Raw genomic sequence first — 19,831 nt, 5'->3', positions numbered from 1 at the left:
GGCCGGAGACGGCGGCAGCTCGCTGGCTTTTGGCCCCGGTGAAAATATGCAGGCACATGCGATGACCCATGCCGCACGGATTATCAGCGGACACAGAGATACCCACTTCAGCTTCTTGAGGAATATACAACTAGGCCAGACTCTGATGCTCAGCGACCATAACGGAAATGTGACATACCAGATTGATCAGATTCAGGTGGTGGATTCGGCCGTTACCCGGCTGATGCCCACTGCCTTTCCAGATGGACTGATACTGGTGACCTGTTATCCCTTTGATGCGCTCACCGCAGGGGGAACCCAGCGGCTGGTTGTGATGGCCTCTGCTGTTGAACCTGAGAAGCCCCTGCATCCTGAGTAAAAGCATCTGGACCTCGTTACCGCTCGTCCTGTGTTGGCGGTGTTAGGCATGTGTATCAATTTTTGGAGAGTCTCCCATAATCTCAAATTTTTCTAGAAATGAGAGTGCAGATAGATTATTTTCATTTGAAAATCCTTTGGATTTGTTAAATTCTATATTTCTGCGTATCGCATCAAACATATTAAATTTTTCGTTCATAATAGGGTCTGACTCGGTTTAATAGTTGTCTGATTGAATGCAAGGTTTAAGCCATACCACCGTTGTATGGGGTATAGCTTAACAATCAGCTGCAGCGGAACAATTTACGCTGCGCTTCAATTGCCCGCTAAGCAAGGCGTTATAGCCTCAAGGAAAAATAGTGAAAATTTTCCTCTTAGTCATCAGATGCCAAGATATAGAAGCCAGTAAAAACTTCTATCAATTATTAGGGCTGTCTTTTGCACAAGAGAAACATGGAAATGGCCCTACACATTATTCATGTAAGCAAGATGGGTGTGTATTTGAGCTTTACCCAAACAAAGGGGAACCGCCAAAAGACAACAATCGTTTGGGCTTTAAGGTCTCAAGCCTGAGTAGCATAATCAAGCTTGTATCATCCACAGAATCATACGAGTTTTCAGGCAATACAATTTATGTCGTTACTGACCCAGATGGACGTAAAATTGAGATCAGTGAGTAAAGCTACAACAAAAATCGCCCTGCGGGCTGGACGCGCTAACGCGCGCCTTTGCTTGCAGCATTATAAGGCATTATCTGACGCATGATTAGAACGGAAAGATTGATTCTTCGGCAATGGGATAACGAAGACCTCCTTCCCTTTTCACAGATGTGTGGGGATAAGGATGTGATGGAGTTTTTCCCTAAGCTTCTTACGGTGGAAGAAAGCTACGCTATGGGGGAAAAAATCAAATCCCTCATTGCTGAGCGTGGGTGGGGATTTTGGGCTGTTGAGATTCCTGATCATAGTAAGTTTATTGGATTTGTTGGCCTGCACATCCCCAAAGAAAGCATGCCTTTTTCACCATGTGTTGAGATCGGCTGGCGTCTTGCGAAACGATATTGGGGTATGGGTTACGCGACAGAGGCCGCCAAAGAGTCATTGCGGTACGCTTTTACTCACTTGGATTTAGATGAGGTGGTCTCTTTTACGACAGTGGGTAATATTCGCTCGCAGTCTGTCATGGAGAAAATCGGGATGGCTTATACCAGCAATTTTGAGCATCCTGACCTAGAACCTTCTGACCCGCTTTGTGAGCACGTTTTGTATAAGATAAGCAAGGATCAGTGGGAGCTAAATGCCCTATAACCAGGCCAGACACAGCGACGTTATATGCACTCAAGCGAGGTTATAAAGTGACTGAAAGCCATTACACAACCTTCTTTCTAGAGATGAAGTCACCCAAAGAACTGAACTTCAAGCCGCTTCCTGATAAATTGACGGTTGTGGAGTGTGAGGAACCACAGTACCAATTCAACCGATTTTTATATGAGCTTGTTGGCACTGATTGGGAATGGGGAGATTTAAACCATTGGACCAGCGATCAATGGCGAGCGCTGGTAGAAAGCGATCACCACCGCACTTGGGTTGCATATCATCTTGGAAGCATCGCTGGATATTATGAGCTGTACAGGCCAGATGGAGTTAACACCGAGATTCGATACTTTGGGCTAGCCCCCGGAGCTATCGGCAAGGGGTTTGGTGGAGCGCTGTTAAGCCATGCAATCAAGTCTGCCTGGGGGTGGTCCGGTACACAAAGAGTATGGGTCCACACTTGTACATTTGACCATCCAAGCGCACTGGCTAATTACGTAGCGCGAGGCATGAGAGTGTACCAAGAGGAATTAGCTCCCATCGATTGAAAGTCACCCGCCGGAGACCAGTAAGCATTTAACAAATTGATGATACCAATCGTTTAGTCTATGCCGTTGATGATTATGCTATGACTATCATTTCGTGTCGTTATCACTATTAGGTCATTCCGCAGGGCCGCTAAAAAGTCAGTCCAGCGGACGTGCAACGGGCGCCACTGCCTTCTGCGTTAGATGTAAGGAAAGAGCATGACTCAATTTTTCAATAATCTCGGCCAACCTGTCGGGGAATCGCTTGCTGAGTGGGAAAAACCCGCACACCCTTCCCGGGAGCCAATGCATGGCCGCTTCTGCCGCCTGGAGCCTCTTGCTCCAGAGCAGCATGCCGAAGAACTATATGCTGCGCACGCGCAGGATAAAGATGGAAGGAGTTGGACCTATCTTCCCTATGGTCCCTTTGCTTCCCTTGATCGCTATCAGGCATGGTTGCAGGAAATGAGCCAGAGCAATGATCCGTTATTTTTCACGATCATTCGGCAATCGGATGGGCGTGCTGTGGGTGTTGCAAGCTATCTTCGGATCGTGCCAGAGAGCGGCACTATTGAAGTTGGTCATCTCCATTTTTCTGAGCAGCTCAAGCGAAGTCCTGTTGCCACGGAAGCAATGTTTCTGATGATGAAAAGAGCTTTCGAACTGGGATATCGGCGCTATGAGTGGAAATGTGATGCTTTGAATGCACCCTCGTTTGCCGCCGCTCAGCGCCTTGGGTTCAGACATGAAGGAACATTTCGTCAGGCCACAGTGTATAAAGGCCGTAACCGGGACACCGCGTGGTTTTCCATTATAGATACCGAGTGGCCAGCTTTGCTTGAGGCGTTTTCAAAATGGTTGGCGCCGGATAACTTTGATGAGCTGGGGGAGCAGCGCGTCCGACTGAGCGTGTTAACTCAAGATGCTCTCCGACAGAAGTCGTGAGATTCGGCATCCACACAAAGCAAAGAACATCCCACAAGCCAAGGCATCGGGACGTTAAGCGTCCGCAGCGGTTATGGAGTACCGACTAATGAAAACAAGAAAATCATCACGGCTTATAATCATTGACGAATCAGGAAAATTATTGCTGTTTTTATACAAGGATGAGCATCAGTCTCCGTTTTGGGCAACGGTTGGAGGAGAGCTTAAGCCCGGTGAAGACTATATCGATGCTGCGAAGCGGGAGCTGTATGAGGAAACGGGGCTAAGACAGGAGGTCGGAGAGGTGCTTAGGGATCGTGATGAAGTATACGCTGTAGCAAGGTCGGTACCAGCCCGTTGGCTTGAAAAATACTTCTTGGTTAAATGGCCTTCAGGCGCGGACGTATTTGCAGCGAAATGGACGGATGAGGAAAAGAGTACGATTCAAAAATGGAAATGGTGGAGTTTGGATGAGATACGCGAAGAAAAAGAGTCTCAGTTCAAGCCCGAATGGATTCCTGATTTGCTTTATTCCGTGCTACGTAAAATCAACTAACACGAGGTTCTATTTGACAGCGCTAGGTGGCGCAAATAAGTTAGACCTTAGGGATGCTGGGAAATAATCAGATGATTCGAGAATGCAGGCCAGTCGATATTGGTCAAATCTTAGAGATTTGGCTATCAGCCTCAATCAAAGCTCATAATTTCATCGAGCCTTATTTTTGGGAATCAAAGGTCAACGACATGCGTGATGTATACATCCCGGCATCGGAGACATTCATATTTGAGTCCGAGGGGAAAGTGAACGGATTTTATAGCCTCTACGGAGACAATCTGGCGGCAATCTTTGTGGCTCCTGAATTACAAGGCAATGGGATAGGAGCTGCCTTACTTGATGACGCTAAGAATAGGCGAAAGAACTTGCGGCTAACCGTTTACAAAGAGAACATTCCGAGTGCTAATTTCTATGAAAAACAGGGATTTATTTGTATTGATGAGAAAGTGGACGAGCATACAGGCCACCCTGAGCTCATCATGGAGTTTCATTCGTAACAATCGCAGGGGCCGCGACGGTTTTTTTTGTGGGGAGGGCCAGTATCAAAGAGTTGATCGATGAAGAGATTGCATCACGGGTTGCTGTTCACCTCCATACTCAGTCCGCTGCCCCTTGGAAACTAGAGTCTACCGAATGTATTCGACTGGATGGTGGGCCTGACAGTCTGGAATCGCTTAACAAATTGTTGTAGTTCGTTCCGGCCTTCGGCCTACACCGCCCCCTGTCGGGGCGCCACTAAACAAAAGCGTTATGTGAATAGAGGATATGATGTCATCCATTCCACAATCGAAAAAAGCGTTGGAACTTGCTATCAACTCAATATTCGACAAGCTCATGGCGGACTATCGGACAATACCCGACGAATTGACACGAGAACGTAATGTTGAGGGAAACATAAAAGGTACACAAGTAAGTGTCTGTGACACGGTTGCTTACCTTATTGGTTGGGGTAAATTGGTATTGAAGTGGCATAGGCTGAAGGCTCAAGGGTTACCAGTTGAATTCCCAGAAGCAGGTTTTAAATGGAGTCAGTTGGGTTTGCTTGCAATGCATTTCCATGAACAATATGCTGAATGGCAATATGAAGCCCTGTTAAAGGAGCTTGAATCAACAGTTAATGAACTGCTTTCACTGATTTCAAGCTTAAGTAACTATGATCTCTACGAGACTACTTGGTACGATAAATGGACGTTGGGCCGCATGATTCAGTTCAATACATCATCACCAATGAAAAACATGCGTAGTAAGATTAGGCGATTTAAGAAAAACAAAGGGTTACTGTGAAATCTCACATAACCATGCCAGTCACGGCGATGTCTACTACACTGCAGCTTCGCCTCCATTTCGTAGCTGCGCGTGCTGAGCGGCATTATAGCGCCATTGAAGTACAGCAAGATTCGGGTCGGCATTAATCGTTTGTCCTCCTAAGATAGCATCTGTTCGGGCATATGCCCTTTTATAGTAAGCAGATCCTAGAGGAATAACGATGACCATACTTGCCAACAAAGTCGCTATTGTTACCGGCGCCAGTACCGGCATTGGCTTCGCAGCCGCGAAGCTTTTTGCCAGAGAAGGTGCTGCCGTTGTGGTGGCTGCAAGGCGACAGAAGGAGCTTGATGACCTTGTGGACTTAATCAACAGGGAAGGCGGGCAGGCTCTGGCACTAGCGGGCGACGTTGGTGATGAGGCTTTTGCCAACGCTTTGGTAGATAAGGCGGTAAGCCACTTTGGGGGATTGGATATCGCTTTCAACAATGCAGCTATCCTGGGTGCTATGGGCCCTGTCCCAGAGATGTCGCACGCGGACTGGAATCAGGTTATTGCGACCAACTTAACCAGCGCATTTTTGGGCGCAAAGTACCAACTGCCCGCCATGGCTGCCCGAAAAGGAGGTTCGTTAATTTTCACCTCTACCTTCGTTGGTTACACCGCCGGTATGCCTGGCATGGCGGCCTACGCAGCCAGTAAGGCGGGCCTTATTGGGTTGACTCAAGTGCTGGCGTCAGAGCATGGGCCTCAGAATATCCGGGTCAATGCCCTTCTGCCCGGTGGTACTGATACGCCAGCGGGACGTGAATTTGCCAATACGCCAGAAGCATTGGCGTTTGTGCATAACTTGCATGCTCTCAAACGGATGGCGACACCAGATGAAATTGCTCAATCTGCATTATACTTAGCCTCCGATGCCTCCAGCTTCACCACTGGTACTGCGATGTTGGTAGATGGCGGTGTATCTATAAATCGTGTTTGAGAGGCCGCGCCATGTCAGACTATGACCGAATCGCAAGCGCTATGGCCTATTTGGTTGATCGGGCAATTGATCAGCCCAGCCTTGAAGAGATAGCCGCCCATGTGCATCTGAGCCCGTATCACTTTCAAAGGCTATTTTGTCGCTGGGCGGGTACTACGCCAAAGCGCTTTTTACAGGTCCTGACATTGGAACGGGGCAAAGTGTTGCTGGAGAATTCTCGTTCCTTGCTCGAGGTCTCACATGAACTTGGGTTAAGCGGCAGTTCAAGGTTGCATGATCACTTTGTGCAGCTGGAAGCTGTCACACCCGGCGAGTATAAAAGTCGAGGTAAGCAGGTTCATATCGAGTACGGTGTACACGGCACCCCGCTGGGACCTATGTTTGTTGCGGTAACCCAGCGAGGTGTTTGCCGGGCAGAGTTCATGGACTTCAACAGCATGGACGAGTTGCTGGATAACTTGCATAACGCTTGGCCGCTCAGTTCGATCAGGGAGAGCCTCCCCTCTACGCGCCATGTTATTGATGCATTTTTTAGCAGTGATACGGCTTCCAAGCATGGTCCGCTATCGCTCCATGTGGCAGGAACCAATTTTCAAATCGCTGTGTGGCGAGCTCTGCTGAAAATACCAACGGGCGCTGTGGCCAGCTATGCCGACGTAGCCAAATCACTCGGCGCCCCCAAGTCGTCAAGGGCGGTTGGTAACGCCATTGGCGCAAATCCAGTTGCTTTACTGATTCCCTGTCACCGGGTTATACAGCAGAGTGGCGCGCTGGGGGGTTACCGCTGGGGACCAGCCAAGAAACTTATGGTGCAAACCTGGGAAAAAATGCGTGATGAGCCGGTTGCGCTATAATCATGCCATATGCAACCGACGCTCACCGGTCATGAACGGCGTTTACTTCTTGGAGCTAATCCGCAATGTTTGGAACTCACGATATTTTGCTGTTTATTATTTCGGGGCTATTGCTCAATATGGTTCCAGGCCCTGACTCCGTGCTCATAATGGCTCGTAGCGCAACTCAAGGCTGGCGAGCTGGCTCAGCAGCTGCGCTCGGCATTGGTTCTGGCACCTTCGTACATATTTTTGCAGCGGCAGTAGGTTTATCTGCCCTTCTTGCTACTTCCAGTACAGCATTTGCGGTTGTGAAATACATAGGTGCGGCTTATCTACTGTACGTTGGCATTAGCCTGATTCGGAGCAAAAAACAGCGAATAAACGAGTCTGAAAAAACACTTGCTGCGCCACCATCGTTGTCTTATAGACGTATTTTCATGCAAGGGTTTTTAACAAACGTCCTTAATCCAAAAGTTGCTGTATTTTTTCTTGCTTTCGTACCCCAGTTCATTTCACCAGATTCTACCAACAAGGCCCTTGCTTTCATCGTGCTCGGATGCATCTTCAACTTTAATGGCATGTTGTGGTGCCATTTCTTGGCCATATCATCAGCCTTTGCTAGTCATCGCGTACAGGCCAGTGAAACTGTAGCTTTATGGTTAAATAGGCTTATCGGCGGAGTCTTTATTTCGTTTGGTATCAAGCTTGCTCTTGCGGAGCGAAACTAACAAATGGCTCAAATCGTTCGCTCAACTCACTCGGGACCGGCTAAAGCAGGCCCCTTAACCAAACGTTAAATACCCTATGGAGTTCCAGATGTCACCGATAGCGATTACACCGAAGCCACCCTATTATGCTGTCATTTTTACTTCACTGAGGTCAGATGGCGATAATGGTTATGGTGATATGGCAACCAAAATGGTTCAACTTGCATCTGAGCAACCAGGGTTCATTGGTATCGAGTCGGCTAGGGAAGGTGTAGGTATTACTGTTTCGTATTGGCGAGATCTAGAGTCTATAAAACTATGGAAAGCCAATGCTGAGCATTTAGTAGCTCAGAAATTAGGCCATGAACAATGGTATACCAGTTTTAAAACAAGGATTGCCAAAGTTGAGCGCGACTATGGTATTTAACAAGACAAGTCAAAGAAGTATCCTGCGCGTGAACCGGGTACCAGGCCTTTACCGAATTTATTAGCACCTATAAGGGAATTGACGCAATGGACATCCCACGCATATTCAATATTATGGAAAGTGAGCACCGCATCCATAATCCGTTCACACCAGAAAAGTTTGCCACGCTTGGCGCAGCCCTGCGCCTTGAACCGGGTAACCGGGTTCTTGATCTTGGCTGCGGCTCTGGTGAGATGCTGTGTACATGGGCACGCGATTACGGTGTGATTGGCACCGGTGTCGATATGAGCCAATTGTTCAGCGAGCAGGCCAGGCTTCGTGCCGAAGAGTTGGGTGTGGACGATCAAGTCACATTTATTCATGACGACGCAGCAGGCTATGTCTCGGATAAAAAGGTCGATGTGGCGGCCTGTGTCGGTGCTAGCTGGATCGGTGGGGGAGTCGCTGGAACCGTGGAACTTTTGGCTCAGAGCCTGCGCTCTGACGGGATCATCCTCATCGGCGAGCCCTACTGGAGGCAATTGCCACCAACGGAAGATATTGCCAAGAGCTGTTTGGCCAATGCAATCTCTGACTTCCTTGTGTTACCAGAACTGATCGCGTCCTTTAGGCGCCAGGGTTATGACGTTGTTGAAATGGTTCTGGCTAATCAAGACGGCTGGGACAGATACGAGGCAGCCAAATGGCTCACTATGCGCAGATGGCTTGAAGCCAATCCTGATGATGAATTGGCACAGGAGGTGCAGTCTAAATTGACCTCGGAACCTGAGCGTCATGCTGCTTACACACGCGAGTATCTGGGCTGGGGAGTCTTTGCGTTGATGCCGCGGTTCTGCTTTAAGTCAGACTAACAATTTGCTGATTATCGGTGAGGTTTAATTCAAACGTCAGGTGTCAACAACAATGTCATCACATACCCTCTACACAGTTGCGTACCTCGAAATTTCCGAGATGCAGATGAGCTGGATGCAGGAATTCCGGCGTAAGCATGATCCGCACTACACGGTAGTGGATCCGCATTTCACCCTGGCATTCGGCGTTCGCGGAGTCGAGCAAGGCGTCTATCTTGACCACATCGCAACCATTGCGAGTGAAACGAGGCCAATTTCGTTTCACTGCAAGTACGCGATGCTCGGGGCCGACGACATTGACGACACAGCGTATGTATTTCTGGTGCCCGATGAAGGAAACTCCAATCTCTCCTTGCTCCACGACAGGTTGTATCGGGGTATACTTGAGCCGTTCCACAGACTTGAGTTTCCGTACATCCCTCACATCAGTATCGCCGGCATGAAGGATTTCAAGCGGGCCAAGCGACTGTGTGATGAGTTGAACAGCCGAGGAGTTCACGTCCATGGCCAGCTTGCTTCCATCACGACAGGTTTTTTAAAGGACGGCAAGTTCTGTCATGTGCAATCATTTGAACTTGCCACCTAATTTCATCTCATGATTACAAGCTAGCCGACGACCACAGGCCAAAGAGAGCGCATATGACAATTGGTTTAAACCACTCGCTTCCCTCACTGGGATGAGCTAAAGCCAACCCCTTAACCAAACGTTAGGTATACAAATGTCAGAACATTATGTCTGCTTCATTCCTGCCGACCCAAAATTCGTCCCAAGTAAGGGATCGCAGGATGCGGCAGTCGCACTGATTCAACGAGCTTGGCTTCATATATCGGAAATAACGCCTGAAACGAACGAGCATATCGTTTTCAGGGACTGTGGTGAGAATTTCGAGTCTATTCATTGCCCAAGTTGCAACACCGAGCTTAGGGTTGATCAATGGCATGAACTCATGGAACAAGACTACTCGGATGAGGGCGGCTTTCAACTCGACCAACTACCCATGCCCTGTTGCGAAGAGAAATTAACTTTGAACGACCTCTCTTACAAGTGGCCCATGGGCTTTAGTCGATTCGTTCTGCGCGCTGGCGATCCTGGATGCGAAGACTCCGAAAAGCTACTTAATGAACTTGAGTCGGCTATTGGCTGCCAACTGCGCATTATCCACCAAATGTACTGAGTGGCATGAGTAAACTGATTAAAGAATACATCCAAATGGTTCATATTGAGGAGGTGTTATGACGTTCGAAGAGTTACGGTCTGACTAAAACAATTCGCAGCAGTACGTGGTTTGCAGCCGCGCGGATGTCCCTGACGGGCCGTTGCTGTGTCGGCCATGCTTGGTCTGTATACCGATGAACCAGATCCAGGCTGGTGGGTTCTGAATGCACGGCATAACTTGGGCATTGTAAAAAATATCCGGTTGCCAAAGCAGCTTCCCCGGCAACCTGAGTTAGATACTGAAGCTACCGATCTAAATGACCGCGTAGAACGAGTGTCAGAGGATTGTAAGATTGCCAAGTTCATCCGAAGAGATAGATAATAAGGCCAGGTACAGCGACAGCTTTTCGCGGCTTCGCCTTCACTACAAAGCCGTACGTGTGAACAACGTTAGGCATCAAGGAGAAAACTGTGAAAGAGACCGGGAAAATCAACTATATTGAAATGCCCTCACGAGACCTTGAAGCAACAAAAAGGTTCTTCGCTGATGCTTTTGGATGGTCGTTTATAGACTACGGCCCTGAATATGTAGCCATTAAAAACGCTGGACTGGATGGTGGGTTCTTTAAGTCAGACAGTGTAGCCACTACCAGCAATGGAAGTGTATTGGTTGTTCTTTACAGCGCCGACTTAGAGGCCACTCTCGAACAAGTAAAGTTGTCTGGAGGGGAAATTGTTCAAGATATTTTCACTTTTCCTGGCGGTCGCCGTTTCCACTTCACTGATCCAAATGGTAATGAATATGCCGTTTGGTCAGAGTAAAATGCATAACTATGCTAGTCATTAGTTGATACCCCTCTCTAACAGGGTTGGCCTTGGAGGGCATCAATGGGGCCCTGTGTACTTATTGATACGTGACCCACTTCTAATTATATTAATCGCATGGGCATACGACATGTGCTTGGACAGTCATAACAAATCAACGCGTTGGCTGCATTAAAGCGTAGAACTCTCAGATGGCAAACGAAGGTGACGAGTTGTATGCCTTTACAAGAGGGCTATTGGTGGAAATGGAGGGTTTCTGTGACGTTGCTGAGTGGCGGAAGTCTCATGTTTCGTCGGTTGGAATTGAATAGCGGTGAATTCTAACTAAGCGTTGGAACACACTCGCGGCGCAAGGCGCTCAACGCGACGTTATGAGTATCTACACGCATAAAGGGAGTCATTTGTGTTTGAAGTAAAAGCCACCCAGCATGTTTTGGCGGTCAAGGATATTGAGAAGACCGAAAGCTACTTTCTCGACAAGCTTGGTTTTTCCGTTCGGTTCCGCGTGGACGGCTGGTCGTTCCTGAGCCTCGGTAGTTTTCACATCATGTTGGGGCACTGTCCAGACGAGCTTCCGGCCCGCGATACACATGAACATTCGTACTTCGCTTATGTAAACTGCAGGGGCATCGACGAAATTTATCATGATTATCAGCAGCGCGGTGCCGAAATTTTTCAGGCAATATCTGATAAGCCTTGGGGCATACGTGAGTTTGGCGTAGCAACACCTGAGGGGCATCGAATCATGTTCGGTGAAGATATTGAGAGATCAGGAAACTCATAACCAAGCAAAGCACTGGGTCACATTTTAGGGGAAGCATGAAGTTCACTATTAGCCTAAGCAAAGATGACTTTAGCCATTTCAATAAGTTCACCATGGCCAGAATCAATCAATCTCCAGGAATGAAGTGGAAAGTTACACTGTTCAGTATCTTCTATTGGTTTTTACTGGCGTTCTTCGCTCTAGAAATGTACTCGGTTTATGACAGTGAATGCTGTTATAGCTACGAACATCTTAATAGAGCATTGGTAGCGTTTGGCATTTGGTTTGTTTTAGTTAATTGTTGGCAACAAATATATATGCGTCTCTACGTGGCAGCGGCAACCGATGAGAAAGGGAGTGTGCTAGGGCAGTGGGAATTAGAAATATCAGATTCAGGAATCACTGAATCCAACCATTTATGCACATCCACCTATACTTGGCAGTGCATACAGTCTGTAGAAAAAGATAAGCATAGCCTCTATCTTTTCACGGACAAGTCAAAAGCGCTCATACTTCCACTTTGCCAAATTAATGAAGAAATAGAGTCTTCTATAAACAAATTAATTAAAAAAGCTACTAATGATAATTAAAAAAATAACAGCGCTATAACTGTTTTGGGGGGTAAGTCTGTGAAAGGGAGCTGTTTGTGTGGAGCCATAGAATACGAGGTTTCTACACTGGATATGCCTATTATCTTTTGTCACTGCAAAACCTGTAAAAAAGCGCACGCTGCACCTTTCACACCTACAGCAGGTGTCATGAGGGAAAATTTCCGATGGGCAAAGGGAGCAGAGAAGCTTTCGAGCTTTGAATCGAGCCCAGGAAAAGTGAGGCATTTTTGCTCGGTTTGCGGTTCACATCTCGTAGCAGAAAGACCCAACCAGCAACATATAATTTTGCGGGTCGCAACTTTGGATGATGATCCCGGTGTACGGCCTGAGGCTCATATTTGGACGGATCACGATGTTGAGTGGTTGGAGTATGAAGGTATTCCTACGCATAAAGAGTGGCAGCCAGGTAGGTAATCATTAGTGCTAACAAACGCAGCTTGCTGCCCAAGTGCGATTAAACCAAGAGGGGAAGAAAAATGGATATCGTGAATCTGCTGACTTTTGTTTTTGTGGCTACCTTGCTAGTGATTTCACCAGGCCCAAATGGTGTGTTGGTGGCTAAAACAGTACCCACATCTGGACGTAAGGCGGGATTTGCTAATGTCTGGGGGTTTGTGGCGGCATTTTATGTCCATGGAACCTTGTCCATATTTGGCATATCGATTCTTCTCGTACAGTCCGCTCAAGCTTTCTTCATCTTCAAACTGTTGGGTGCAGTGTACCTTTGCTGGATAGGTATTAAATCGCTTTTGGCTGTTTGGAGTAACAAGCAAAAAACAGCATTGCTATCTTCTAAAAAGAAGCAAAATATCATATCCACCCGGGGTGCCTTCGTTGAAGGCTTTCTCACTAATATGCTGAATCCTAAGGTATCCATGTTTTATCTGGCGGCATTTCCGCAGTTCTTGTCTATAGGCGAGAGCGATTACCAAGCATATTTCCTGGTTTCAGCACATGCCTTCATTAATTTAGTTTGGTTTTCTGCCATGGTCTTTTTGCTAGCTCGGTTAAAGGATCTTACAAGCAGTGCTAGCTTTACCAAATGGTTAAAGTCCGTTACTGGCGTCGTCTTTATTGGTTTTGGTGCTAAGTTGGCATTCTTGAAACCCTAGAGTAGCGGTTAACCAAGCATTGCAGCGGACCAGCCGCACATTGGCATCGGTTATTGAGAGCAGAAAGGTTGGGCTTCAGCATTAGTTGGTTTGGTGTTTGGCGCCGACTTCCGTCGGGAAACCTCGGGAACGGCTCAGATGAATGTCCAGGCCAATACCCTGGTAGTCTTATTTCCCTGTTTCATCTCTATTTCCCGTATATCAACGGCACCGAGCTTCCGAATCAACTTCTTTGCAGGTTTAACCGTGTCAGCTTTTGAAACCAGGCTGGTAAACCAGCGGCATTGAGTTGCATACACCTGGCTTTCTCTTATCAGCTTTTTCAGAAACAACTGTTCACCCCCCTTACACCACAGCTCGGCTCCCATCCCGCCAAAGTTCAGAGTGGGGGATTCAGTTTTTGCTTTTTGTTCACCGCGACTACGAGCAAGATTATTGAGTTTAAGCTGGCTGCCTTTAAGTGCTTCATCAAGCGAGGCATGGAAGGGTGGGTTGCATACGCTGACGTCAAAAAACTCCCCAGCTTGAATAATCCCTTCAAAAATATGATTTTTATCCTGCTGTGTGCGCAGCGTGAAACGTTCTTTGAGTGTGGGGTTGTTGGCGATAATCCTGGCGACGTTTTCAAGCGACTGAGTGTTAATGTCACTACCGACACACTGCCAGCCGTATATTTGGCAGGCCAGTAGCGGGTAGATTCCATTGGCTCCGGTCCCTATATCGAGCAGCTTGATGCTGTGCTGTTCAAGCCCAAGCAAGTCAGCCATGTAATGGATATAGTCGGCTCTACCTGGAATTGGAGGGCAAAGCGCGCCCTCTGGAATATCCCAATCGACAATGTCGTAGTATCTGTTTAATAATGCAGTGTTGAGAGTTTTTACGGCTAAAGGGTCTGCGAAGTCGATGGAAAGGTCACCATAAGCGTTCGGTTTCACATGGGGGGCGAGTGCGGAGTGGCTTTTTACCAGAGCGGGGAAGTCATAGCCCTGGTTGTGTAGATTCCTCGGGTGCAGACCTTTGCGAACAGGCCTGGCTTGGCTTTTGTCACTTCGATGAAGGGTGCTCACAGTAATAGGCCCGAGGCTTGGAGTTCAATAGTAGGGTGGGTCTGACTTAGCCAGTGATTATAATCTTAATGTCTGTGATGTGCATACTCGGTAGTTCGAGGGTAGCAAGAGACCTTCGGCTATACGTGTTTTGCCTAGCTAAATGATTTGAGGAAAGTTACGGGTAAGGGGGCACCCTTACTTATCAATAAATATGTATGAATACGCATTAATAAAAATGGAGTGTTGATTAGCATGTTGAAAAATATCGTAATAGCTATGTTGTTGGTAATGGTTAGCTTTGGTGCGTCCGCTCGTGATCTGGATGCCATACTGGATAGCGGCACCTTACGGGTTGGCACCACTGGGGACTACAAGCCCTTTTCATTCCTTGATGAAGGGGTGTACAAAGGTTTTGACATCGAGATGGCTGAATTAATGGCTGAAGCAATGGGACTCAATCTAGAGCTTGTCCCGACTAGCTGGCCTACGCTTATGGATGACTTGAAGACGGACAAATTTGATATTGGCATGAGTGGCATTAGCCGTACTATCACCCGCCAACTTCAGGCTCGCTATTCTCATCCCTACCTGACGTATGGAAAAACGCCTCTTATCCATGCTGATAACGTTGACCGGTTTTCTTCTGTGGAAGATATCGATCAAGCTGATGTCAGAATTGGCGTCAATCCAGGAGGGACAAATCAAGCATTTGTTGACATGACTTTTTCAAAGGCACAAGTCATTGTGATAGAAAGCAACCTGGAAATCCCACCAGCGGTAGCCAGAAAAGACGTTGATGTCATGATCACTGATAGTCCAGAAGCCATTTTCTATGCTTCCAATGATGATAATCTAGTTGCTCCCTTAGCTGACTCACCCTTTACTATAAGCCAACTTGCTTACATTATGCAGGCCGACGCAGAGAGGCTTCAGGATACCCTAAACTTCATTCTTGACAGCATGCAGCTAACGGGAGAGTTAGACGATCTGCGCCTTACCCACAAGCTTGCACAATGATATCTAATACCAGGCACATGGAAGTCTAGGATCTACGCTTGGCGATCAACCGCCAAGCGAGCTGATTGAGCCATGACGTCGCAATATTCCAGTACAGGAGTTCAAATGAGAATATACAAGATCGTAATTTTAGTCACGGCAATAATCTTGGGTGATTGCGCTTCTTATATCTACACATTCGACACGTCATTTCACGCTGGAAAGCAAAAATTTGCCGCTGTTTACCGCGGTTATTCCTAAAGGCGGTTAAAGTGCGATACAGACTTCCAGCAACCCTACTCATTATTCTGGCTCTAGGGGCTGGCGTCTACTTTGCAGATTCCCGCTGGCCAGCGTTGCTTGCCGCAGATCTTCCGCAGGCAGACGCAGTGTTAGTTCTCAAGGGAGAACGGAAACTTTATCTCTTAAGGGATGGCGAGCCCTACCGCGAATACCGGATTGCACTCGGAGGTGATCCGATCGGGCACAAGCAGGAAGAAGGTGATCAACGGACACCGGAAGGCGACTATGTACTCGACTGGAGAAACCCTAAAAGCATGGCTCATCTGTCTCTCCATGTCTCATACCCAAACGAGGATGATCAAGCACGTGCGAAGGCGCGGGGTGTCTCAGCTGGGGGTATGATCATGGTCCATGGTCAGATGAACGGATTCGGTTGGTTGGGTCCGCTACTCCAACGGTGGGATTGGACGGATGGTTGCATAGCGGTTACGAATATCGCAATGGAAGAGATTTGGAACGCTGTGCCAAACGGTACCCCAATTCGCATTGAACCGTAAAAACTGCTGGTGTTGGCAAGGTTAGGTTTATTTTGTATCGCTGTTTCAAATTTAAAGAAATGGAGAGGATCAATGCAGTATGCTAAAGCATTCGAGTACAAAAAGTGGGCAAATAGTGAGCTGCTAACGCTAGGAGAACGTCAACTTTCACAACTTTCAGAAAGTGACGCCACCTTCTTCATTCGTATCTTGAACCATACAACGGTCGTTGACAGCTTGTTCATCAGTCGTATCTTAGGCGAACCTGAGCAGTATACAGCGGATAATACGGTGGAAACGCCGACACTGCCGCAGTTACGCCAGAGGATGGAACAGCATGACTCTTGGTTAGTTCACTTTGCGAAATCCTTTTCACCTGATGAATTACAGCGAAATATCTCATTCACCTTCGTTGATGGTGATTTTGGACAACTGACAATAGAGGAAATCTTGCTGCACTTGTTAACTCATGGCAGTAATCATCGGGGTATGGCGTCGAGAGTGTTGGCATCTAATAACCTTGAACGCCCGAGAGATACATTTACCCGCTATTTACATGAATCGGAGCCCCATAGAAGACAGCTTGCTGAGTCTAATGTCAAAACCACAACAATGTTCCATCGCTAACAAGATGCTGTTGCCGGACAATTTTTGCACCACTTTGGGTTATGACAAAGAGTCCAAGCGTGCCGAAATAGGCTTTGGCTTGGGTCGGCACTGCTGGGGAAAATGCATAGCATTATTACTGTTGGTGCTGTCTACACCTTCTATAGCTGACTTCGGCGTAGACTTCGAGGCTGCAGCGCTTGAACGCACCAAGCACCACGTACGCTACGATGGTTCCTACATGGCAATAGATTATCCCGGCGGAGATGTACCCGCTGATATCGGTGTTTGTACGGATGTCGTTATCAGGAGTTATCGTGCAATAGGTACAGATCTACAGGTATTGGTACATGAGGACATGGCTGCAGCGTATGGGATATATCCTTCAAAAAGGATATGGGGTTTATCTAGGCCTGATAGAAATATTGATCACCGTAGAGTACCGAATTTACAAACCTTCTTTGAGCGCCATGGAGAAAGGCTAGCAATATCAAGTGAGGCCGGCTCATACAGGCCTGGAAATATTGTGACCTGGACGCTACCCGGTAACTTGCCGCATATTGGTATAGTGACAGCGCAGATGTCAGAGACGACCGGCAACCCAATGATCGTACACAATATTGGTGCCGGACCAAAGCTAGAAGATATGCTGTTCAGGTACACTATCACGGGCCACTATCGTTATGTGCCAGCGAACTATAACGAGTAAGGACACAGGAGTGTCGAAATGTTTGATTACACAATAATTCACTGGGTGACGTTTCTTGCGGCGGTGACCCTTCTAAACCTATCTCCGGGGCCAGATATTGCCTTCATTTTAGGGCAAACCTTACGCAACGGACGTCGACATGGGTTCGCTGCGATGTTCGGTATTTGGACAGGAGCGTCCTTGCATGTCGCTATGGCGGCGGTGGGCCTTTCAGCCATTCTTGCTACATCGGCCTTGGCTTTCTCTATTGTTAAGTGGATAGGGGCCGCATATTTGATATGGCTTGGGATCAAAATGCTACTATCCCGAGGTGACTCCTTCGTGTCGAGTAAGGGCGTCAATCAGCAACGGATACATTCAATTTATTGGCAAGGCGTGCTGGTTTCTGCACTGAACCCGAAAGTGGCCATATTCTTCCTTGCTTTCCTGCCACAGTTCGTCGTGGAAGGTGCAGGACCTCCTGCTGCTCAGTTGCTGTTGCACGGAAGCCTGATCATTGTTGTCGCGGCTTTCATAGAACCCCCTTTGGTTATACTGGGGTCAAGGCTAGGCGTTTTCTTGAGGCAAAATCGGCACGTTGGCTTATGGATGGATAGAGGCCTTGGAGCCTTATTCGTCGCTTTGGGCGCGCGCCTTGCTGCCAGTACCAGATAACGGAATAAATTACATAACCAGGCCATGCACGGCGATGTTATAGGCTTATGGAGAAGAATTTTGAGATACATTTCAATAGCTCTTTTTTGCTTTACGCAATCGGCCTTTGCTGATTCATTGTTCTCCCTTACCGTTGGTGCTAAATGGATTTACGAATTGGAAGGGGGTACCTCAAAAACGATTACTAATTCTATTAAAGAGGTACGAACTGTTGACGGAAAGGACTGGTATAGACTCAGCGAGTATGGTGAAACCTTTTGGGTTAGAAACACGGAGCAAGGCCAAGTTGAGGCGGTGAACTTCGTTAATCAAGATCCCGATCAGTTAAACAATCCGGAAGAGATTCTGGTTTTCAAGTATCCCGCTGAAGTTGGTGAAACATGGCCCAACATGGGTTCGCCCACTACATACAAAGGGATCCAAACCTATACCGTGCCTGCGGGCACTTTTGACTGCCACGAGTACTACATTGATTTGGGGGAGGGGTACTATTCCCGATCCTGCATAGCAATTGATATTGGCGTCGTATACAACGTCGCAGTTCTTGATGGTGGGAAAAAAGAAGTATCAAAACTCATCCGGTATGAGTAGTACATAGCCCGGAAGGCTATGCCTTAACGGCTCAGGTTTTCCAATTCCATCAGAGGATTGCGTCGGGCGCCGCTTATACCCGCGTTTGAATTACTATTTGAATCTGATTTGGATCCTAAAATGAAAAAGTTGATTTTTGTACTTGTTCTTACCTGGGGAACATGTGCTTTAGCTAACAATACATCCGACCTCGAAAGCTCTCTTCATGAATTAGTCCCCGATGGATACGTCGTAACTAAAGAAATTCATGGCGACTTAAATAAAGACAATCAAGATGATGTTGTTTTATTAATAAAACAGACAGATCCAAACAACATTGTTACTGATGAGTATCGTGGTGAGTTAGACCACAACCCCCGAGGAATTGTTGTTGCGTTAAGAAACCAGCAACAATACGAGGTAGTAGTAGCAAATACTAGTTGCTTTCATCCTGAAGATGCAGATGGAGGCGTGTACTTCGCTCCAGACATCAGTATCAGCATAAAAAATGGAAACCTTTATATTTATTATGGCCACGGTCGTTATGGTTACTGGAGATACAACTTCCGTTATCAAAACTCTGACTTTGAGCTGATTGGTTTTGACTCAAGTGCCAATAGAGGACCAATAGTAGAAGAAGTAGTCAGTATTAACTTCTTGACGAAAATGAAATTGGTTAAGAAAAATATCAGCGAGCTTGCCGACACCGAGGAGGAAGTCTTTGAAGAAAGCTGGGCAGGCTTCGTTCTTGAGAATCGATTTAAACTCAGTGAAATTAGTGAATTAGGTGGTCGCTTTGCTTATAGCCTGCGCGAGATTACAGACTAGCTTGGTAATGACGCAACATAACCAGCCGCTGTTTTGGCAAGTGCATTTGGGACAAATACTGATTGACAATCAGTTTTCCATATACGACGATCCACTCATGAAAACAAACCTTCAGCAGCAGACAGTACGAATTATCATCATTCCATAGGAATGGTGGGATTGCTGATGCGCTTTTAGTTTTAGTTTATCAAACCCACCCCAAAGAGGTGGGTTTTGTGTTTCTGCCTCATGGGAATCATCCATTTTAGGGAGGCAGTATGCATAAAATTGCAGTTTTTGGTAAGCCAGGAAGCGGCAAGTCTACTTTAAGTAAAGCACTAGCGACAGCGACCGGCATACCGCTACACCGTAAGCGCCGCTAAATCCGCACCTTGACTCTAATCGTATTGCGCCACTTTTTTCGGAATTTTCTCCATCGATACAT

The 19,831-nt window shown here is 47.2% G+C and carries 30 protein-coding genes and 1 pseudogene; 29 read left to right on the top strand and 2 right to left on the bottom strand.

The genetic code is table 11. From position 1 onward, the window contains the following. Positions 1 to 358, top strand: a 358-nt coding sequence (locus ACN0R1_RS19750; RefSeq protein WP_417585898.1) for a class D sortase, incomplete at its 5' end; no start/stop codon positions are given. Between the two features lie 42 nt (positions 359 to 400). Here ACN0R1_RS19750 and ACN0R1_RS19745 read toward each other — a convergent pair. Next, the gene (locus ACN0R1_RS19745; protein ID WP_225307486.1) at positions 401 to 556 is read right to left on the bottom strand and encodes a hypothetical protein; all 156 of its coding nucleotides are present in this window, start codon (positions 554 to 556) and stop codon (positions 401 to 403) included. A 160-nt stretch (positions 557 to 716) separates the two neighbouring features. Here ACN0R1_RS19745 and ACN0R1_RS19740 point away from each other — a divergent pair, with 160 nt between their 5' ends. The 20 genes and pseudogenes from ACN0R1_RS19740 (at position 717) to ACN0R1_RS19645 (ending at position 13,216) form a co-directional block, all read left to right on the top strand. After that, on the top strand, positions 717 to 1,037 hold the full coding sequence (locus tag ACN0R1_RS19740; protein ID WP_417585897.1) for a VOC family protein: 321 nt from the start codon (positions 717 to 719) through the stop codon (positions 1,035 to 1,037). 81 nt (positions 1,038 to 1,118) lie between these two features. Continuing rightward, positions 1,119 to 1,664 carry a GNAT family N-acetyltransferase gene (locus tag ACN0R1_RS19735; protein ID WP_417585896.1) on the top strand — a complete coding sequence of 182 codons (546 nt, stop codon included), beginning with the start codon at positions 1,119 to 1,121 and terminating at the stop codon, positions 1,662 to 1,664. A gap of 47 nt (positions 1,665 to 1,711) precedes the next feature. Then, complete coding sequence (locus tag ACN0R1_RS19730; protein WP_417585895.1) at positions 1,712 to 2,218, top strand: GNAT family N-acetyltransferase; 507 nt, start codon at positions 1,712 to 1,714, stop codon at positions 2,216 to 2,218. Positions 2,219 to 2,250: 32 nt separating this feature from the next. Next, positions 2,251 to 2,331 (top strand): annotated as a pseudogene (locus ACN0R1_RS19725) (type II toxin-antitoxin system YoeB family toxin); the annotation flags it as partial. Between the two features lie 85 nt (positions 2,332 to 2,416). After that, positions 2,417 to 3,142, top strand: coding sequence for a GNAT family N-acetyltransferase (locus ACN0R1_RS19720; RefSeq protein WP_417585894.1), 726 nt, complete (start codon positions 2,417 to 2,419; stop codon positions 3,140 to 3,142). Positions 3,143 to 3,230: 88 nt separating this feature from the next. Continuing rightward, complete coding sequence (locus ACN0R1_RS19715) at positions 3,231 to 3,677, top strand: NUDIX hydrolase (RefSeq protein WP_417585893.1); 447 nt, start codon at positions 3,231 to 3,233, stop codon at positions 3,675 to 3,677. 71 nt (positions 3,678 to 3,748) lie between these two features. After that, positions 3,749 to 4,174 carry an N-acetyltransferase gene (locus ACN0R1_RS19710; RefSeq protein ID WP_417585892.1) on the top strand — a complete coding sequence of 142 codons (426 nt, stop codon included), beginning with the start codon at positions 3,749 to 3,751 and terminating at the stop codon, positions 4,172 to 4,174. Positions 4,175 to 4,445: 271 nt separating this feature from the next. Beyond that, a complete protein-coding gene (locus ACN0R1_RS19705) occupies positions 4,446 to 4,961 on the top strand; it encodes a ClbS/DfsB family four-helix bundle protein (RefSeq protein ID WP_417585891.1) in 516 nt (171 codons plus the stop codon). A gap of 202 nt (positions 4,962 to 5,163) precedes the next feature. Next, positions 5,164 to 5,928, top strand: coding sequence for an SDR family oxidoreductase (locus tag ACN0R1_RS19700; protein ID WP_417585890.1), 765 nt, complete (start codon positions 5,164 to 5,166; stop codon positions 5,926 to 5,928). Positions 5,929 to 5,939: 11 nt separating this feature from the next. Further along, positions 5,940 to 6,782 carry a bifunctional transcriptional activator/DNA repair enzyme AdaA gene (locus ACN0R1_RS19695; RefSeq protein WP_417585889.1) on the top strand — a complete coding sequence of 281 codons (843 nt, stop codon included), beginning with the start codon at positions 5,940 to 5,942 and terminating at the stop codon, positions 6,780 to 6,782. A gap of 65 nt (positions 6,783 to 6,847) precedes the next feature. Then, complete coding sequence (locus ACN0R1_RS19690) at positions 6,848 to 7,492, top strand: LysE family translocator (protein ID WP_417585888.1); 645 nt, start codon at positions 6,848 to 6,850, stop codon at positions 7,490 to 7,492. 88 nt (positions 7,493 to 7,580) lie between these two features. Further along, positions 7,581 to 7,898 (top strand): antibiotic biosynthesis monooxygenase family protein, encoded by a 318-nt coding sequence (locus ACN0R1_RS19685; protein ID WP_417585887.1) that lies wholly within the window; start codon positions 7,581 to 7,583, stop codon positions 7,896 to 7,898. An 86-nt stretch (positions 7,899 to 7,984) separates the two neighbouring features. Beyond that, positions 7,985 to 8,749: an SAM-dependent methyltransferase gene (locus ACN0R1_RS19680; RefSeq protein WP_417585886.1), complete on the top strand. Its 765-nt coding sequence runs from the start codon at positions 7,985 to 7,987 to the stop codon at positions 8,747 to 8,749. A gap of 52 nt (positions 8,750 to 8,801) precedes the next feature. After that, on the top strand, positions 8,802 to 9,335 hold the full coding sequence (locus tag ACN0R1_RS19675) for a 2'-5' RNA ligase family protein (protein WP_417585885.1): 534 nt from the start codon (positions 8,802 to 8,804) through the stop codon (positions 9,333 to 9,335). Between the two features lie 133 nt (positions 9,336 to 9,468). Then, a complete protein-coding gene (locus ACN0R1_RS19670; protein ID WP_151058721.1) occupies positions 9,469 to 9,924 on the top strand; it encodes a hypothetical protein in 456 nt (151 codons plus the stop codon). Positions 9,925 to 10,376: 452 nt separating this feature from the next. After that, complete coding sequence (locus ACN0R1_RS19665; RefSeq protein WP_151058719.1) at positions 10,377 to 10,727, top strand: VOC family protein; 351 nt, start codon at positions 10,377 to 10,379, stop codon at positions 10,725 to 10,727. A gap of 406 nt (positions 10,728 to 11,133) precedes the next feature. After that, entirely contained in the window at positions 11,134 to 11,514 is a 381-nt protein-coding gene (locus ACN0R1_RS19660; RefSeq protein WP_417585884.1) for a VOC family protein, read from the top strand. A 35-nt stretch (positions 11,515 to 11,549) separates the two neighbouring features. Beyond that, entirely contained in the window at positions 11,550 to 12,083 is a 534-nt protein-coding gene (locus ACN0R1_RS19655; RefSeq protein ID WP_151058715.1) for a YcxB family protein, read from the top strand. A 93-nt stretch (positions 12,084 to 12,176) separates the two neighbouring features. After that, entirely contained in the window at positions 12,177 to 12,518 is a 342-nt protein-coding gene (locus tag ACN0R1_RS19650; protein ID WP_417585883.1) for a GFA family protein, read from the top strand. A gap of 62 nt (positions 12,519 to 12,580) precedes the next feature. Continuing rightward, positions 12,581 to 13,216, top strand: a complete 636-nt coding sequence (locus tag ACN0R1_RS19645) for a LysE family translocator (protein ID WP_417585882.1) — start codon at positions 12,581 to 12,583, stop codon at positions 13,214 to 13,216. A 134-nt stretch (positions 13,217 to 13,350) separates the two neighbouring features. On the opposite strand, the gene rlmF is transcribed toward ACN0R1_RS19645, so the two are convergent. Next, on the bottom strand, positions 13,351 to 14,283 hold the full coding sequence (gene rlmF, locus ACN0R1_RS19640; RefSeq protein WP_417585881.1) for a 23S rRNA (adenine(1618)-N(6))-methyltransferase RlmF: 933 nt from the start codon (positions 14,281 to 14,283) through the stop codon (positions 13,351 to 13,353). Positions 14,284 to 14,517: 234 nt separating this feature from the next. On the opposite strand from rlmF, the gene ACN0R1_RS19635 reads away from it, so the two are divergent. The 8 genes from ACN0R1_RS19635 to ACN0R1_RS19600 all read left to right on the top strand — a co-directional run bounded on the left by ACN0R1_RS19635 (position 14,518) and on the right by ACN0R1_RS19600 (position 19,769). Continuing rightward, on the top strand, positions 14,518 to 15,282 hold the full coding sequence (locus ACN0R1_RS19635) for a transporter substrate-binding domain-containing protein (protein ID WP_417585880.1): 765 nt from the start codon (positions 14,518 to 14,520) through the stop codon (positions 15,280 to 15,282). 251 nt (positions 15,283 to 15,533) lie between these two features. Then, positions 15,534 to 16,061, top strand: coding sequence for a L,D-transpeptidase family protein (locus tag ACN0R1_RS19630; protein ID WP_417585879.1), 528 nt, complete (start codon positions 15,534 to 15,536; stop codon positions 16,059 to 16,061). Between the two features lie 72 nt (positions 16,062 to 16,133). Further along, the gene (locus ACN0R1_RS19625; protein ID WP_417585878.1) at positions 16,134 to 16,667 is read left to right on the top strand and encodes a DinB family protein; all 534 of its coding nucleotides are present in this window, start codon (positions 16,134 to 16,136) and stop codon (positions 16,665 to 16,667) included. Next, positions 16,636 to 17,355 carry a DUF1287 domain-containing protein gene (locus ACN0R1_RS19620; protein ID WP_417585877.1) on the top strand — a complete coding sequence of 240 codons (720 nt, stop codon included), beginning with the start codon at positions 16,636 to 16,638 and terminating at the stop codon, positions 17,353 to 17,355. Before ACN0R1_RS19625 ends, ACN0R1_RS19620 begins: the two co-directional genes overlap by 32 nt. 18 nt (positions 17,356 to 17,373) lie before the next feature. After that, entirely contained in the window at positions 17,374 to 18,009 is a 636-nt protein-coding gene (locus tag ACN0R1_RS19615; protein ID WP_417585876.1) for a LysE family translocator, read from the top strand. A gap of 60 nt (positions 18,010 to 18,069) precedes the next feature. Beyond that, entirely contained in the window at positions 18,070 to 18,600 is a 531-nt protein-coding gene (locus tag ACN0R1_RS19610; protein ID WP_417585875.1) for a hypothetical protein, read from the top strand. A 120-nt stretch (positions 18,601 to 18,720) separates the two neighbouring features. Next, positions 18,721 to 19,407, top strand: coding sequence for a hypothetical protein (locus ACN0R1_RS19605; protein WP_417585874.1), 687 nt, complete (start codon positions 18,721 to 18,723; stop codon positions 19,405 to 19,407). Positions 19,408 to 19,664: 257 nt separating this feature from the next. Further along, a complete protein-coding gene (locus ACN0R1_RS19600) occupies positions 19,665 to 19,769 on the top strand; it encodes an AAA family ATPase (RefSeq protein ID WP_417585873.1) in 105 nt (34 codons plus the stop codon). Positions 19,770 to 19,831 lie beyond the last annotated feature (62 nt).

This window comes from Nitrincola sp. (assembly GCF_048264025.1).
Taxonomy (GTDB): domain Bacteria; phylum Pseudomonadota; class Gammaproteobacteria; order Pseudomonadales; family Balneatricaceae; genus Nitrincola.
Note: the sequence above shows the minus strand (reverse complement) of the source record. Positions and strands in the feature narration are given on the sequence as shown.

Bases quoted from the DNA above. Each gene is read 5' to 3' on its own strand.
- ACN0R1_RS19745 (WP_225307486.1), bottom strand. From the start codon at position 556: ATGAACGAAAAATTTAATATGTTTGATGCGATACGCAGAAATATAGAA.
- ACN0R1_RS19735 (WP_417585896.1), top strand. From the start codon at position 1,119: ATGATTAGAACGGAAAGATTGATTCTTCGGCAATGGGATAACGAAGAC.
- ACN0R1_RS19720 (WP_417585894.1), top strand. From the start codon at position 2,417: ATGACTCAATTTTTCAATAATCTCGGCCAACCTGTCGGGGAATCGCTT.
- ACN0R1_RS19715 (WP_417585893.1), top strand. From the start codon at position 3,231: ATGAAAACAAGAAAATCATCACGGCTTATAATCATTGACGAATCAGGA.
- ACN0R1_RS19710 (WP_417585892.1), top strand. From the start codon at position 3,749: ATGATTCGAGAATGCAGGCCAGTCGATATTGGTCAAATCTTAGAGATT.
- ACN0R1_RS19705 (WP_417585891.1), top strand. From the start codon at position 4,446: ATGTCATCCATTCCACAATCGAAAAAAGCGTTGGAACTTGCTATCAAC.
- ACN0R1_RS19700 (WP_417585890.1), top strand. From the start codon at position 5,164: ATGACCATACTTGCCAACAAAGTCGCTATTGTTACCGGCGCCAGTACC.
- ACN0R1_RS19695 (WP_417585889.1), top strand. From the start codon at position 5,940: ATGTCAGACTATGACCGAATCGCAAGCGCTATGGCCTATTTGGTTGAT.
- ACN0R1_RS19690 (WP_417585888.1), top strand. From the start codon at position 6,848: ATGTTTGGAACTCACGATATTTTGCTGTTTATTATTTCGGGGCTATTG.
- ACN0R1_RS19685 (WP_417585887.1), top strand. From the start codon at position 7,581: ATGTCACCGATAGCGATTACACCGAAGCCACCCTATTATGCTGTCATT.
- ACN0R1_RS19680 (WP_417585886.1), top strand. From the start codon at position 7,985: ATGGACATCCCACGCATATTCAATATTATGGAAAGTGAGCACCGCATC.
- ACN0R1_RS19675 (WP_417585885.1), top strand. From the start codon at position 8,802: ATGTCATCACATACCCTCTACACAGTTGCGTACCTCGAAATTTCCGAG.
- ACN0R1_RS19670 (WP_151058721.1), top strand. From the start codon at position 9,469: ATGTCAGAACATTATGTCTGCTTCATTCCTGCCGACCCAAAATTCGTC.
- ACN0R1_RS19655 (WP_151058715.1), top strand. From the start codon at position 11,550: ATGAAGTTCACTATTAGCCTAAGCAAAGATGACTTTAGCCATTTCAAT.
- ACN0R1_RS19650 (WP_417585883.1), top strand. From the start codon at position 12,177: ATGCCTATTATCTTTTGTCACTGCAAAACCTGTAAAAAAGCGCACGCT.
- ACN0R1_RS19645 (WP_417585882.1), top strand. From the start codon at position 12,581: ATGGATATCGTGAATCTGCTGACTTTTGTTTTTGTGGCTACCTTGCTA.
- ACN0R1_RS19635 (WP_417585880.1), top strand. From the start codon at position 14,518: ATGTTGAAAAATATCGTAATAGCTATGTTGTTGGTAATGGTTAGCTTT.
- ACN0R1_RS19625 (WP_417585878.1), top strand. From the start codon at position 16,134: ATGCAGTATGCTAAAGCATTCGAGTACAAAAAGTGGGCAAATAGTGAG.
- ACN0R1_RS19620 (WP_417585877.1), top strand. From the start codon at position 16,636: ATGTCAAAACCACAACAATGTTCCATCGCTAACAAGATGCTGTTGCCG.
- ACN0R1_RS19615 (WP_417585876.1), top strand. From the start codon at position 17,374: ATGTTTGATTACACAATAATTCACTGGGTGACGTTTCTTGCGGCGGTG.
- ACN0R1_RS19605 (WP_417585874.1), top strand. From the start codon at position 18,721: ATGAAAAAGTTGATTTTTGTACTTGTTCTTACCTGGGGAACATGTGCT.
- ACN0R1_RS19600 (WP_417585873.1), top strand. From the start codon at position 19,665: ATGCATAAAATTGCAGTTTTTGGTAAGCCAGGAAGCGGCAAGTCTACT.